This is a genomic window from Kribbella hippodromi (assembly GCF_039531045.1).
Classification (GTDB): Bacteria; Actinomycetota; Actinomycetes; order Propionibacteriales; family Kribbellaceae; genus Kribbella; species Kribbella hippodromi.
Window position 1 is genome coordinate 301,124 of record NZ_BAAAPH010000006.1, and the last position, 14,088, is coordinate 315,211.

Below are 14,088 nucleotides of genomic sequence, written 5' to 3' on the forward strand. Positions count from 1 at the left end.
CGGATCGGCCTCAGCGTTGCGGTAGACGGTGCCGGTCGATGACCTCGGTGGCCGAGGTCAGCAACAAGTCGGTGGTTTCGTGGGTACGCTGGACGACGCCGACGTACAGGCAGTCGAGGACCAGCATCTGCGGGTGCCGCGCGGCCATCGCGCCGGCCCGGAACGGGCTGCTTTCGCCGGCCGCGGTGGTGAGCACGATCTCGGCGACGTCGGCGAGCGGGCTGCGCGGGTAGTTGGTGATCGCGATCGTGGTGGCGCCGCGGTCACGGGCCAGGGCGAGTGGTTCGACCACCTCGGCGGTGGTCCCGGAGTGCGAGACGGCGACGGCGACGTCGCGGTGGTCACGGGCGTTGGCGCTCGCGAGGGCGTTGTGCACGTCCGTCCACAGCGCGCAGGGGCGGCCCGCCGCGTGCAGCCGGAGCTGGAGGTCGAGGGTGATCCCGGCGCTGCCGGAGACCGCGAAGAAGTCGATGAACCTGGCCCTGACCAGCGCGGAGGCGGCCCGGTCCAGGGCCGCCAGGTCCAGCTGGGCGGCGGTCTCGTCCATCGCGGCGGTGTCGCTCATGGTCAGGCTGCGCAGCACCTGGCTGGTCGGGTCGTCCGGGGCGAAGGTGACGGCCCGGCGGATCGGGCCGTTCGCCTTGCTGCGCCCGAGCTCGGTGGCCAGGGCGAGCCGCAGCTCGGGGTATCCGCCGAGACCGAGGCCGCGGCAGAACCGGGTGATCGTGGTCAGCGAGGTACCACAGCGCTCCGCGAGCTCGGTGATCGTGCACGCGGCCACCACGTCGGGTTCAGCGAGGATCACCTCGGCGATCCGGTGATGTGCGGCCGACAGCGTCGGCTCGACGCCCCGGATCCGGGTGAGGATGCCGCCGGCTGTCGGTGAATACCTCTCGTACTGCTCTGCCATGGGAGGAATTTCCTCCATTCACAGTTTGGATGTCAATAGTTCTCTCCGTTTTTGGACGTTCATCGTTGGAATGGATGTGAATGATTAACATCTTTGGCCGGATTCGGCGGGAGTCTTTACTCATCGGCTGGCCCTGTCTACAGTCTCGGCCGACCAGACCTTCCCGGGAGGGACGCTCCAGATGCGTAAACCGATCGTGGCGCTGATGCTGCTTGCGGGCTCAGTGCTTCTCCCCACCCAAGCCGGTGCCATCGGCCTCGGCGCCGATCAGGCGGCCCGCACCGACGCGGCCGCGGGCAAGCCACCGAGCAAGACCGTCGACGTCCAGTTGCTCGGCCTGAACGACTTCCACTCCGGTCTCACGTCCAGCTTCGGGATGACCCCGAACGGACCGGTTCCGGCCGGCGGTGTGGACTACCTCGCGGCACAGCTGGACCGGCTGCAGCGCACCAACCCCACCGGTACGCTCCGGGTGTCGGCCGGCGACAACATCTCGTCCACGTCCGTGAACGCGACGCTGCAGCACGACGAGCCGACCATCGACGCGCTGAACAAGCTGCGCCTCGACGTGTCGAGCGTCGGCAACCACGAGTTCGACGAGGGCCTGACCGAGCTGCGCCGGATGCAGAACGGCGGCTGCCACCCGATCGACGGCTGCTCGGTGCCCGGCTTCCGCGGCGCCAACTTCCCGTTCCTGGCGGCGAACATCGTCGACCCCAAGACCGGACAGCCGTTCTTCCCGCCGTACCTCGTGAAGAAGGTCAACGGCGTCCAGGTCGGCATCATCGGCCTCACCCACAAGAACTCGCTCAAGGAAGCGCCCGGCCCGACCGCGCCGTACGACGGGCTGGACGAGGCGACCACGGTCAACAAGTACGCGGCCGAGCTCAACGCCAAGGGCGTGCACACGATCGTCGTCCTGCTGCACCAGGGCGGCGGCCAGACCGGCGGCGGCCTGCCGAACCAGTGCAACAACCTGAGCGGCGCCGTGGTCGACATCGTGAAGAAGTTCGACCCGTCCGTGAACGCCGTCTTCTCGGCGCACACCCACAACGCGTACAACTGCGAGATCAACGGCATCCCGGTCATCCAGACCTCCGGGTACGGCCGGGAGATCGCCCGGATCACGCTGACCGTCGACCGGGCGACCGACCAGGTCGTCGGGCACAAGGCGGAGAACGTCACCGTCACCCACGACATCAGGCCGGACCGGACCCTGACCCAGCTCGTCCAGGCCAGCAACCTGCGGTCGCAGCCGCTGGTCGACAAGCCGGTCGGCATGATCGCCGGCGACCTGACGGCGATCCGGAACACCGCCGGCGAGTCGACGATGGCGAGCGTCCTGGCCGACGCCCGGCTGAACGCCACCAAGGCAGCGGACAAGGGTGGTGCGCAGATCGCCATCCAGCCCCCGTACGGCGGTGGCATCGGCGGTGACCTGATCGTCAGCCCGACCGGGAACGACCTGCCGAATGTGGTCACCCACGGTGAGGCGCTGCGGGTTCAGCCGTTCAGCAACATGCTGGTGACTATGACGCTGACCGGGACCCAGGTGGAGCGGCTGCTGGAGCAGCAATGGTGCGGCCAGACCACGGCGCGGGTGCTCGGCATCTCGCAGGGACTGACCTACACCTACGACGCCGCCAAGCCTGCCTGCGACCGGATCGACCCGGCCACGATCAAGCTGAACGGGACACCGATCGACCTGTCCGCCAACTACCGGCTGACCGCGAACTCGTTCATCGCCACCGGCGGTGACGGCTTCAGCGTCCTGACCGAGGGCACCGACCGGGTGGAGAAGGTCCGGGACCTCGAAGCCTTCGAGTCGTACCTGCGGGAGTTCACTCCGGTACGGCCGCCGGCACTGAACCGCGTAACCCGGCTGAACTGATGACACCGGTGAAACTCACCTGGTTTCACCGGACATAGAGGAAAGAGGCTCAGCGTGCCTTCGGACCAACCGTCGATGTGGCTGGCTGCACACCGTCCGGCTGTTGTCTACTGGCCGCTGAGCCTCTTCCACCTCTGCCCCGCGGGGGGCTAACCACCGGGGATCTCAGCCCCCGTCGACTCAAGCCTGGCTGTGACCTGGTCAGCGTCGCGGGATCATCCGGTGGCCGAACTTCGTGTGACCGTTGAACAAACGGGTTTTGACGACTCCCAAAACGATGCTCGCTGAGAGCGACGGTGTCAACCCGTCCGTAGCCTCTTTGAGCCCGTTGTAACACTATCGCCTGGCCTGTAAGGGAAAACGAGAAACCCTCAGCCACGTCACGTTACAGAGCAGTATCGGCACGCCACGTGATCGTTACCCAGGGCAACCAATCGTCACTGAACCGGTACGACGACGGTTCCCTTGGCCCGGGTGATCTCAAGCGGTTCAGCAAGCACCTCGGCCGCGGACTCGGATTGGTCCGGCCGGCCGCGGCAGACCACGTACGCGCTGAATTCCAGGTCGCGGCTGCGGTTCCCGACCCGGGTGATGGTCGCCATCACCTCGACCACATCGCCGGCCCGGAGCGGGTGCAGGAACTGCACGTCCGAGTACGAGGCGAAGAGTCCTTCGTCGCCATCGGATTGGATACACACTTCTGTTGCCACGTCACCGAAAAGCGCCAGCACGTACGCGCCGTCGACCAGGTTCCCGGCGTAGTGCGCGTGGCTGTACGGGACGTACCGGCGGTGGACGGCGGACAGGCCGATGGTTGCCTTCGACACCTATGCACTCCTCTTCAGCGGGACTCGCTTGGTCACCAGGGTGTCGACCAGATAGCTGGCCACCTCACCCGGTGTCGTACCACGGCCGAACACCCGGTCCACGCCGAGCTCACCGGCCATCTGCTCGGTGAAACGGGGGCCACCGGCAACGAGTACCGGCCGGGCGTCCTCGGCGTACGCCTCCCGGAACGCCGCGGACATCTCCTTGGTGTTCAGCACGTGCGCCTCCCGCTGCGTCACCACCTGCGAGACGAGGATCGCGTCGGCCTTCTCGGCCCGCGCTCTGCGCACCAGTTCCGGTACGGCGACCTGCGCCCCGAGGTTCACCACCTTCACCTCGCGGTAGTACTCCAGGCCCTTCTCCCCCGCGAATCCCTTGATGTTCAGGATCGCGTCGATACCTACGGTGTGCGCGTCCGTACCGATGCAAGCACCGACCACGGTCAGCCGCCGGCGCAGGCCCTTGCGGATCGCCAGGTTCACTTCCTTCGGCGACAGCAACGGGTAGTCCCGCTCGATCACCTCGACCTTCGACGTGTCGACCAGGTGGTTCACCGGCCCGTACACGACAAAGAAGGTGAAGTCCGGCCCGATCGGCTTCGAGTGCACGACCAGCGCCGGGTCCATCCCCATCTTGTTCGCCAGCTGCACCGCCGCACCCTCGGCCCGCTTGTCATGCGGCACCGGCAACGTGAACGACAACTGCACCATCCCGTCCCCGGTGGTGTCGCCATACGGCCTGATGATGGTCATCAGATGCCCTCCTCCAACAGCTCGATCGCCGGGTTGTAGTACGCCGCCGACTTGCGGGCCACACCGTCCAAACCGCGGCCGGCGTCCTGCGGGCGCTTCATCAAACCGAAGGTGCCGTCGCCGATCGCGTTCAGCAGGCCGTCGTCGACGATGCGGTCCAGCAGGTCGACCGACTCCCCCAGCACCTGCCGGGCGCGCTGCGCGATGAAGCCGTTCGGCTCCGGGCGGAAATCCTCGTGAAGGTTGCCGGCGGCACCTAGTACGTAGCGGACGTTCTGCAGCGCCAGGTCGCGGTCCGAGATCCACGGCGTGACGACCGCCTCGGTCATCATGCCGACCAGCAGGATGCCCTGACCGGTCATCGCGCCGGCCAGGTTGAAGAAGCCGTCCAGCAGGTAACCGCGGAACACGTCACCGGTCATGTGCCGGGTCGGCGGCATCCACTTCAGCGGCGCGTTCGGGAACAACTGCCGGGCCAGCATCGCGTGCGCGAGCTCCAGCCGGAACGAGTCCGGGAGGTCCGGGTTGATCTCGAACGCGTGCCCGAGCCCGAGCTGCCAGTCCTCGAGCCCGGCCTCCTTCGCGAAATACTCGTTCAGGAGCTGCGACACCGTCACCGTGTGCGCGGCCTCGACCGCGTCGGCGGTGGTCAGGTAGTTGTCCTCACCGGTGTTGATGATGATCCCGGCCCGGGCGTGGATCTGCCGGCTGAACCGCTGGTCCACGAAGGTACGGATCGGGTTGATGTCGCGGAACAGGATGCCGTACATCGAGTCGTTCAGCATCATGTCCAGCCGTTCCAGCCCGGCCAGGGTGGCGATCTCCGGCATGCACAGCCCGGACGCGTAGTTCGTCAGCCGGACGTACCGGCCGAGCTCGCGGGAGGAGTCGTCGAGCGCGGCACGCATCAGCCGGAAGTTCTCTTGCGTCGCGTACGTACCGGCAAACCCTTCCCGGGTCGCGCCCTCCGGGACGTAGTCGAGCAGCGACTGCCCGGTGGAGCGGATCACGGCGATGATGTCAGCGCCCTCGCGGGCCGCCGCCTGCGCCTGCGGGATGTCCTCGTAGATGTCACCGGTGGCGACGATCAGGTAGATCCACGGCCGCTGCTTCGGGTCGCCGTGCCGCTTGACCAGTCGATCGCGCTCCCGCCGCCTGCCATCGATCCGCTTCATCCCGGCGGTCGCGGCCTTCCGCGCCGCGGACCGCGCACGGGTCGCGTCCCGGCCTTCGGGCATCCGGAACGTCACCGACCCGGACGCGGCCTTCTGCGCCAGCACAGCCAGGTCCTCGGCCTCGCCGCGGATCAGCGCGTCCCAGACGGGCAGCGCCAGACCGTGCTCGAGGCCGACGTCGGCGCGAACGGTGTCCGCGAGCCGGTTGACCCACGGGATGCCTTCCGTGTCGGCGCCGGTCAGGCCGGCGAGCCGCAGCACCGCGCGCTCGACCGACACCGTGGTGTGCTGCCGGGCCAGGTTGACGATCGGCTTGCCGGCCTTCCGGGCCAGACTGCGCGCCTTCCGGACGGTGACCGGATCGAGGTCGAGCTTCTTCACTGCTGCCATGTCACCAGGTCCATTTCAGTCTGCCCATCCTTCTGCCTCGAAGACGACGCGACCACCGACCGCGGTCCGTACACACGCCGGAGTTCCTTGGCTCAGATCCGGCAGCACCGGTACGCCCGCGCGCGGGTCGGTCGACCACGCGGCGACCCGCTCGTCCGGCGTCTGCACCACCAGGTCGGCGTCGGTCTGCCAGATCGCGTACGTGGCGGCGGTGCTCGGAGCGAGTACGCCCGCGTCGTCGATGCCCGCTGCCCGCCAGCCGCCGCGCGTGTGCGCCTGGAACGCGGCCCGTACGGTGATCCGCTCGGACGGCTCGTGGTGGAACGCGGCTGCCCTCACCGCCTCCCAGCCACCGAGCTCCGTCACCGGCGCATCGGACCCGAAGGTGAGTACGACACCCGCGCGGGCCAGCGAGCCGAACGGGTTCATGCCCTGCCAACGGTCGCCGACACGCTCGGCGTACATCCCGTCCGGGCCGCCCCACAGGCCGTCGAACATCGGCTGCACACTCGCCACCACCCCGCAGCGCGCGAGCGTCGCGATCGTTGCCTCGTCGACCATTTCGACGTGCTCCAGCCGGTGCCGCGCCGCGACCAGCTCCTGGAGGCCGACCTTCTCCGCCGCCAGCTCGAAGCCGCGCGCGATGTTGTCCAGCGCCTGATCGCCGATGCAGTGGAAGCCGGCCTGCACGTTCCGCTCGGTACACGCGATCACGTGCTCGGCGATCTGCTCCGCCGTCAGGTACGCATGCCCGCGGTGATCGGCACGATCCGCGTACGGCTCCCGCAGCGCGGCCGTCCGCGACCCGAGGGCACCGTCCGCGTTCAGATCGCCCGCGAGACCCGCCAGTCCGTACGTGCCGAGGTGCTCGAAGGCGCCCGGCTCACCCCAGTACAGCGTCGCCGACAGACCGATCTCTTCGGCCAGCTCGCGGACGATCGGCAGCTCCCAGATCGGGCCGATGTGCGGCGCGGCCATTTCGTGGAACGCGCCGATGCCCTTCGCGGCCATCGCCCGCAGTGCTGCCTCGATCTCCTGGCGGCGCTGCTCCGGTCCGATCAGATCGCTCAGCGCGTCCCGTACGCGATGGTTGGCGCCGCGTTCGACGCGACCGCTCGGGTCGTACCCATCGCCTTCGGCCACCGGGATCAGGGCGGAGGAGATCACGCCGGAGTGGCCGTCGATGCGAGACAGGTACACGCGCCGGCCGCCGCCGGCCCGGTCCAGCTCCGCGGACGTCGGCGGACGCCCCTCGGGCCAGATCGTCTCGTCCCAGCCGGCGCTGTCGATGATCGCGTCCGCGGGCAGTGTCGCCGCGTACGCCGCGAGCTTGTCCAGCGCCTCGGTCAGCGACTTCGTACCGGTCAGGTCGAGACCGGTCAGCACCGCGCCGGTACCGGCGGTGTGGACGTGGGCGTCGACGAAGGCCGGCGTGACCAGCTTGCCGTCGAGATCGATCACCTCGTCCGCGCCGTCGGCGTACGAACTCGCGCCGGTGTCGTCACCGAGCCAGGTCACCACCCCGTCGTCGAAGGCGATCGCGGTCGCGTGGGGGTCGGCGGGTGAGTAGACGGAACCGTTCGTCAGAAGTGTGCGCACGGCCTAATCCTCCGCCAGCCTGCCCTCGAACAGCCCACGGACACCCGGCTCGGCCCGCAACAGCTCCATCGCGTACTCGGCATGACCCGGCACGTACCCGTTGCCGACCAGCATCGTCACGTCCGCGGCCAGACCCTCCGCACCGAGCGCGGCCGCCGAGAACGACGTCGCCATCGAGAAGAAGATCACCGTGCCGCCGGCCGCCGTCGACAGGACGGCGCCATGCTCGCAGCCGGGGACGTCGACGCAGACGACGGTGATGTCCGCGGGCCCACCGGCTGCCTCCACCGCTTCCGACAGCGCTACCGGATCACGCGCGTCCGCCAGGGCGACCACGTCGGCGAGACCGGCCGCGGTCAGTCGCTCCCGCTCGGCCTCGACCGGCACGATGCCGATCGTCCGAGCCGCGCCGGCGGCGCGTGCGGCGGCCAGCGACAGCGAGCCGGACTTGCCCGCGCCACCGATGACTGACACGACAGGCTTGGTGCCTTTGTCGACGTACGAACGCACCACTCGCGCGGTCAGCGCGGGCGCACCACAGACATCCATCACCGCGAGTGACAGCTCCGGCTTCAGGTCATCGGGCAGCTTCGCGACAATCGACCGGGCGAACAGGATCGCGTGGCCCTGGGCCGGCACCTGCTCGCTCTTGCCGTCCCAGTCCTTCAGCTCGTCGGTGATCCGCAACGGGGTCAGCGTCAGCGAGACCAGCGTCGCGACGCGATCACCGGGCCGGACGCCGAGCGGCGAGTCGGGGCCGACCTCGTCGACCACGCCGACGAGCATGCCGCCGGAGCCGGTGACCGGGTTCTGCATCTTGCCGCGGGTCGCGACGATGTCGAGGACGGCGCGCCGGATCGCCATGCCGTCTCCACTGTGCGTGTCCGCGAGCTGACGGTACGACGCGGCGTCCAGGTTCAGCCGCTCGACCGCGATCCGTACCTCGTCCGGCCAGATCTCCGGCCGGGCGTCGAGGCGCTCCGCCGCCTGCGGGAGCACGCCCGCTGGCGCCAGTACGCGATGCAGTCCTACCGGGCTCGACGACACAGGGTTCCTCCTCGTAGCGGTCAGGCAAAATACTACTCAAACAGTGCGGTGGCGAGAATTCTTGCGGCGTACTGTTGGATCTGAGGGAAGTTCTATCGCTATCCTCACATGAGACCGCATCATCCCACTGCATCCCTACTTGGCCCGCGGAGGACCCGTGACCGACCTGATCACCCCGGAGCTGGCTCATTCGGAGCAGCCAGGCGACGGCCAGCCGTACTTGTACCGGCGGGCCGAACTGGTGGAACCCGACTGGACCCGGCTCCCCGGCTGGAAGGACGTGACGGCCGAGGAGTGGCGCTCGGTGCAGTGGCAGCGGTCGCACTGCGTGAAGAATGTGAAGCAGCTCCGCGAGGTGATGGGCGACCTGCTCGAGGAGCGGGTGTACGAGGACCTGGCCCGTGACCAGGCCGAACGCGCCACCATGTCGATGCTGCTGCCGCCGCAGATGCTGAACACGATCGTCCCGAACGGCGCGGCCGACTACACCGAGGCCTTCTACGCCGACCCGGTCCGGCGGTACATGCTGCCGGTGTTCACCGACCGGCGTACGGACTGGCCGTCGCACCCGCACGCGACCCGGGACTCGCTGCACGAGCACGAAATGTGGGCCACGGAGGGGTTGACCCACCGCTACCCGACCAAGGTTCTGGCCGAGATCCTGCCGACGTGCCCGCAGTACTGCGGGCACTGCACCCGGATGGACCTGGTCGGGAACTCGACGCCGGTGATCGACAAGCTGAAGTTCGTCGCGAAGCCGCAGACCCGGCTGGACGACATGCTCGACTACCTGCGGCGTACGCCGGGGGTGCGCGATGTCGTCGTGTCCGGTGGCGACGTCGCGAACATGCCGTGGCCGCGGCTCGAGGCGTTCCTGAACAGCCTGCTCGAGATCGAGAACATCCGCGACATCCGGCTCGCCACCAAGGCGCTGATGGGGATGCCGCAGCACTGGCTGTCCGACGACGTCCGCGGCGGCGTGGAACGGGTGGCTTCGGTCGCGCGGGATCGTGGCGTGATGCTCGCGATGCACACCCACGTGAACGCGGCGCAGTCGGTGACGCCGTTGGTCGCCGAGGCCTCGAAGGCGATGCTCGAGGCGGGGCTCCGGGACGTACGCAACCAGGGCGTGCTGATGCGCGGGGTGAACGACTCGATCCCGCAGCTGCTCGACCTGTGCTTCGCGCTGCTCGACGGTGCGAACATCACGCCGTACTACTTCTACATGTGCGACATGATCCCGTTCTCGGAGCACTGGCGGGTGTCCGTACGCGACGCGCAGCACCTGCAGCACGGCATCCTCGGGTACCTCCCCGGTTTCGCCACGCCGCGGATCGTGTGCGACGTGCCGTACGTCGGGAAGCGGTGGGTGCACCAGCTGTCCGAGTACGACGAGGTGCGCGGTATCTCGTACTGGAAGAAGAACTACCGCACCGGCATCGAGCAGCAGGACCCCGACGCGCTGAACCGCACCTACGAGTACTACGACCCGATCGACACCCTCCCCACCGAGGGCCAGGACTGGTGGCGCCGGCACGCCGGCACCAGCCTCGCCGAAGCCGAGCAGCGCGCCGCCGCCTCCCGGGCAGCCGCCGAGTCCCAGAAGCTGCTCGACCTCAACTGACCCTTACAGCGCCGGGGGGCGGCGTTCGTAAGGGGTGCTGAGGACGATCGTTGTGGTGGTGGAGACGTTGGCCCGCGCGCGGATCACGGCCAGCAGGTTTTCCAGCGCGGCCGGCGTCGCCACCCGGACGATCAGGACGTAGCTGGAGTCGCCGGCGACCGAGTAGCAGGACTCGATTTCGGGGACCTCGCGGAGGCGTTCGGGTGAGTCGTCGGGCTGCGACGGGTCGATCGGGCGGATCGAGATCAGCGCGGTCAGCGGCAGATCCAGCGCGGTGTGGTCGACGGTCGCGGCGTACCCCTGGATGATGCCGCGCTGCTCCAGGCGCTTCACCCGCTGGTGTACGGCCGAGGTGGACAGGCCGGTCGCCTTGCCCAGATCGGTGAAGCTCATCCTGCCGTCGGACGTGAGCAGCCCGACGATCTTTCGGTCCAGGTCCTCCATCCCCAAGACATTACTTGAGCAACCACCCCACCGCAGCGTGATCTCGCGGACCGGCCGGGTCCTGCCTGCGTACTGGCTGGGTAATGTCACGGAGCTGTGAAAGCATCTGGCCATGGCTGACAGAATGGCCGACAGGCCCGAACGGCTGATGCTGCTCGACACGGCATCGCTGTACTTCCGCGCCTTCTTCGGCGTCCCGGACACGATGAAGGCCGCCGACGGTACGCCGACGAACGCGATCCGCGGGCTGCTCGACTTCATCGCGCGGCTGGCCGAGAACCACCACCCGACCCACCTGGTCGCCTGCTGGGACGACAACTGGCGGCCGTCCTGGCGGGTCGCGCTGATCCCGTCGTACAAGGCGCAGCGGGTCGAGTTCGTGACGGCCAAGGGCGAGCAGGTGGAGGACGTACCGGACCGTCTCGAGGTCCAGGTGCCGTACATCCGCGCCTGCCTGGACGCGCTCGGGATCACCATCGTCGGCGCCCCGGACCACGAGGCGGACGACGTGATCGGCACGCTGTCGCACCAGGCGACGATGCCGGTCGATGTCGTCACCGGCGACCGCGACCTGTTCCAGCTGATCGACGACAGCCGCGGCATCCGGATCGTGTACACGGCCGCGCGTGGCGTCGGCCGCGCGGAGGTGTACGACGAGCAGGCGCTGCTCGCGAAGTACGAGATCCCAGCGCAGCGGTATGCCGACTTCGCCACCCTCCGCGGTGACGCGTCCGACGGGCTGCCCGGGGTGAAGGGCGTCGGCGAGAAGACGGCCGCATCGCTCGTCACCGCGTACGGCGATCTGGACGCGATCCGCGCCGCGGCGGCCGACCCGAGTACTCCGATGGCGCCTGGGGTGAAGAAGAAGATCCTGGCCGCGAGCGACTATCTCGACGTCGCGCCGAAGGTGGTCGCGGTCGCGAAGGACGCCCCGGTGGGTACGTACGACGCGAAGCTCCCGTCCGCCGTGAAGGATCCGGAGAAATGGCTGGAGCTGGTCGAGCTGCTCGAGCTCGGCAGCAGCGCGCAACGAGTGATGTCGGCGCTCGACCTGGGACCGAAGGCATGAGCACCCGCGAGCTGGCGGAGCGCTTCCGCGCGGAGATCGTGACGCTTCGCCGGGCGCTGCATCAGGTACCGGAGTACGACCTCGATCTGCCCAAGTCACAGCAGCTGATCCTCGACGCGCTGGCCGGGTTGCCGTTGGAGATCACGCTCGGCAAGGAGCTGTCTTCGGTGACTGCCGTGCTGCGCGGCGGTGGCGGACCTGGTCCGGTCGTGCTGTTGCGCGGTGACATGGACGCGCTGCCGGTGACCGAGCGGACCGACGTACCGTTCGCGTCCCAGCACCCCGGGATGATGCATGCCTGCGGCCACGACCTGCACGTTGCCGGCCTGGTCGGCGCGGCGAAGGTGCTGTGCGCGATGCGGAACGACCTGCCGGGCGACGTGGTGTTCATGTTCCAGCCGGGCGAAGAGACCAGCGGCGGCGCGCCGATCATGATCCGCGAGGGCGTACTGGACGCGGCCGGCCGCCGGGCGGACGCGGCGTACGGGCTGCATGTCGGATCGTCCTCCCAGCCGCTCGGGATGTGGAGCAGCCGTCCCGGGTCGTTCATGGCCGCGGCGGACCAGTTGCACGTACGCGTCGTCGGCGAAGGCACGCACGGATCGACACCGTTCCGCGGCAAGGACCCGATCCCGGTCGCGTGCGAGATGGTGACCGCGTTGCAGACGATGATCACCCGGCAGTTCGACGTGTTCGACCCGGTGGTGCTGACGGTCGGGCGGATCGCGGGCGGGACCAAGGAGAACATCATCCCGGACGACGCGTTCTTCGACGCGACCGTGCGGACGTTCTCCGAAGCGACCCGCGCGAAGGTGGCGCAAACCTCCGTCCAGCTGGTCGAGTCGATGGCGGCGGCGCATGGCCTGACGGCCGAGGTCGAGTACCAGATCGGTTATCCGGTCACGGTCAACAACCCGGACGAGTACGCGTTCGCCCGGGACACGATCGTCGAGCTGTTCGGCGCCGACCGGTTCCAGGAGCGCGCCAATCCACGGTGTGGCGCCGAGGACATGTCGTACGTACTGAACGAGGTCCCCGGCGTCTATCTCAACCTGAGCGCCTGCGCCTCGGACGATCCGGAGACCGCGCCGGACAACCACTCCCCCTTGGCCAACTTCAACGACTCGGTGCTGCCGGACGCGTCGGCGCTGCTGGCCGAGCTCGCGGTCCGTCGCCTGCGGCGGTGAGGACGGCGCCCGCGATCGTGGTGGCCGCGGCGACCAGGTAGATCGCGGGCAGGCCGGGTCCGGCGGCGACCCGGCCGCCGATCCAGCCCGCGAACGCGGCCGCGAGCTGGTACGCCGAGGCGTTGACGGCGATCGCCAAGGTGGGCGCGGCGGCCGCGGTGGTGAGGACCCGGGCCTGCATGCCCGGGATCACCGAGAAGCCGACCGCGCCGATGGCGAAGACGAGTAGGGCGGTGAGTATCGGGCTCGGGCTGAGCCATAGGGCGACTAGGAGTACGGCGAGGAACGTCAATGCGGCGAGCTGGGATGCCCGCAGTGCCCGATCGGCCAGGCGGCCACCGACGAGGTTGCCTATGGTTGCGCCGACACCGTAGACGAGCAGCATCGGGGCGACGGCCGTGGCGGAGAACTTGCCGGGGCCCGTCAGGAGTGGGGCCAGGTACGTGAAGACCATCAGCAGGCCGACGTTCGCTACTGCGGTGATGGTGATCGCGCGGAGCAGTTGGCGGTCGCGGAAGACGGTGAACTCACCGAGAGCGCTGGTGCGCACGCCGGGCTGATCGCTGGGGATGTAGCGCGCTACCAGGACGAGGCCGATCGCGCAGCAGGCAGTGATGGCGGCGAAGGTCGTACGCCAGCCGAACGCGGTCCCGATCCAGGTACCGAGCGGAGCGCCGAGGATCATCGCGAGATTCATGCCGAAGGCAACTTTCGCGACGGTGGACGCCTGCTTCTCCGGCGGTGCGGAGGTGGTGGCGATCACTATCGCGTTGGCGAAGAAGGTTGCGGTGACGAACGAGGTGGCGATCCGGGCCGCGAACAGTACGCCGTAGTTCGGTGCGGCCGCCGACAGGAGGTTGCCGGTGACCGCTACGGCCAGCAGTGCCAGTACGAGCGGTTTGCGGCGGCGGCCGGCGGTGATTGCGGTCAGCAACGGTCCCCCGACGATCATGCCGAGCGCGTACGCGGTCACCAGCAGGCCCGCGGCCGGGATCGACACGCCGAGCTCACCGGCCACCGCGGGCAGGATGCCGGCGACCACGAACTCGCCGGTCGTCACTCCGAACACGCAGACCAGCAAGGCGGTCAGCTTCATAGTGGATGTACCTCACGGATAGATTGGTTGATAACCGTGAGACTAGATCCCTCTAACGGATGGACGCAAGCTGTAC

12 protein-coding genes are annotated in these 14,088 nt (G+C 68.6%); 4 read left to right on the top strand and 8 right to left on the bottom strand.

Annotated features, from left to right (window positions below; translation table 11 throughout):
• Positions 1-10: 10 nt before the first annotated feature.
• Complete coding sequence (locus ABD260_RS12095) at positions 11-910, bottom strand: MurR/RpiR family transcriptional regulator (RefSeq protein WP_344233530.1); 900 nt, start codon at positions 908-910, stop codon at positions 11-13.
• 181 nt (positions 911-1,091) lie between these two features.
• Between ABD260_RS12095 and ABD260_RS12100 the strand changes: the two genes are divergently transcribed.
• On the top strand, positions 1,092-2,801 hold the full coding sequence (locus tag ABD260_RS12100) for a bifunctional metallophosphatase/5'-nucleotidase (protein ID WP_344233531.1): 1,710 nt from the start codon (positions 1,092-1,094) through the stop codon (positions 2,799-2,801).
• Positions 2,802-3,238: 437 nt separating this feature from the next.
• Here ABD260_RS12100 and kal read toward each other — a convergent pair whose 3' ends face one another.
• From kal to kdd, 5 genes are read right to left on the bottom strand one after another with little or no spacing between them, the layout of a single operon-like run.
• Positions 3,239-3,628, bottom strand: coding sequence for a 3-aminobutyryl-CoA ammonia lyase (gene kal, locus ABD260_RS12105; protein ID WP_344233532.1), 390 nt, complete (start codon positions 3,626-3,628; stop codon positions 3,239-3,241).
• Positions 3,629-4,381, bottom strand: coding sequence for a lysine 5,6-aminomutase subunit beta (kamE, locus tag ABD260_RS12110; RefSeq protein WP_344233533.1), 753 nt, complete (start codon positions 4,379-4,381; stop codon positions 3,629-3,631).
• Positions 4,381-5,946 carry a lysine 5,6-aminomutase subunit alpha gene (kamD, locus tag ABD260_RS12115; RefSeq protein WP_344233534.1) on the bottom strand — a complete coding sequence of 522 codons (1,566 nt, stop codon included), beginning with the start codon at positions 5,944-5,946 and terminating at the stop codon, positions 4,381-4,383. The genes kamE and kamD overlap by 1 nt, the downstream gene beginning before the upstream one ends.
• A gap of 15 nt (positions 5,947-5,961) precedes the next feature.
• Positions 5,962-7,545, bottom strand: a complete 1,584-nt coding sequence (locus ABD260_RS12120) for an amidohydrolase (RefSeq protein ID WP_344233535.1) — start codon at positions 7,543-7,545, stop codon at positions 5,962-5,964.
• Between the two features lie 3 nt (positions 7,546-7,548).
• Positions 7,549-8,592 carry an L-erythro-3,5-diaminohexanoate dehydrogenase gene (gene kdd, locus ABD260_RS12125; RefSeq protein ID WP_344233536.1) on the bottom strand — a complete coding sequence of 348 codons (1,044 nt, stop codon included), beginning with the start codon at positions 8,590-8,592 and terminating at the stop codon, positions 7,549-7,551.
• 157 nt (positions 8,593-8,749) lie between these two features.
• On the opposite strand from kdd, the gene ABD260_RS12130 reads away from it, so the two are divergent.
• Positions 8,750-10,216: a KamA family radical SAM protein gene (locus ABD260_RS12130; protein WP_344233537.1), complete on the top strand. Its 1,467-nt coding sequence runs from the start codon at positions 8,750-8,752 to the stop codon at positions 10,214-10,216.
• Between the two features lie 3 nt (positions 10,217-10,219).
• Here the strand turns inward: ABD260_RS12130 and ABD260_RS12135 are convergent, their stop codons facing one another.
• Complete coding sequence (locus tag ABD260_RS12135; RefSeq protein WP_344233538.1) at positions 10,220-10,660, bottom strand: Lrp/AsnC family transcriptional regulator; 441 nt, start codon at positions 10,658-10,660, stop codon at positions 10,220-10,222.
• A 148-nt stretch (positions 10,661-10,808) separates the two neighbouring features.
• On the opposite strand from ABD260_RS12135, the gene ABD260_RS12140 reads away from it, so the two are divergent.
• Together ABD260_RS12140 and ABD260_RS12145 are read left to right on the top strand one after the other, a co-directional pair.
• Positions 10,809-11,729: a 5'-3' exonuclease gene (locus ABD260_RS12140; protein ID WP_344233575.1), complete on the top strand. Its 921-nt coding sequence runs from the start codon at positions 10,809-10,811 to the stop codon at positions 11,727-11,729.
• Positions 11,726-12,916, top strand: a complete 1,191-nt coding sequence (locus ABD260_RS12145) for a M20 metallopeptidase family protein (protein WP_344233539.1) — start codon at positions 11,726-11,728, stop codon at positions 12,914-12,916. The genes ABD260_RS12140 and ABD260_RS12145 overlap by 4 nt, the downstream gene beginning before the upstream one ends.
• On the opposite strand, the gene ABD260_RS12150 is transcribed toward ABD260_RS12145, so the two are convergent.
• The gene (locus ABD260_RS12150) at positions 12,846-14,012 is read right to left on the bottom strand and encodes an MFS transporter (protein ID WP_344233540.1); all 1,167 of its coding nucleotides are present in this window, start codon (positions 14,010-14,012) and stop codon (positions 12,846-12,848) included. The genes ABD260_RS12145 and ABD260_RS12150 overlap by 71 nt on opposite strands.
• Positions 14,013-14,088: the final 76 nt, after the last annotated feature.

What these genes read in the sequence shown, in the direction of transcription:
- ABD260_RS12140 (WP_344233575.1), top strand. Translation starts at nt 10,809, where the DNA reads ATGCTGCTCGACACGGCATCGCTGTACTTCCGCGCCTTCTTCGGCGTC.
- ABD260_RS12095 (WP_344233530.1), bottom strand. Translation starts at nt 910, where the DNA reads ATGGCAGAGCAGTACGAGAGGTATTCACCGACAGCCGGCGGCATCCTC.
- ABD260_RS12100 (WP_344233531.1), top strand. Translation starts at nt 1,092, where the DNA reads ATGCGTAAACCGATCGTGGCGCTGATGCTGCTTGCGGGCTCAGTGCTT.
- kamE (WP_344233533.1), bottom strand. Translation starts at nt 4,381, where the DNA reads ATGACCATCATCAGGCCGTATGGCGACACCACCGGGGACGGGATGGTG.
- ABD260_RS12150 (WP_344233540.1), bottom strand. Translation starts at nt 14,012, where the DNA reads ATGAAGCTGACCGCCTTGCTGGTCTGCGTGTTCGGAGTGACGACCGGC.
- kamD (WP_344233534.1), bottom strand. Translation starts at nt 5,946, where the DNA reads ATGGCAGCAGTGAAGAAGCTCGACCTCGATCCGGTCACCGTCCGGAAG.
- ABD260_RS12135 (WP_344233538.1), bottom strand. Translation starts at nt 10,660, where the DNA reads ATGGAGGACCTGGACCGAAAGATCGTCGGGCTGCTCACGTCCGACGGC.
- ABD260_RS12145 (WP_344233539.1), top strand. Translation starts at nt 11,726, where the DNA reads ATGAGCACCCGCGAGCTGGCGGAGCGCTTCCGCGCGGAGATCGTGACG.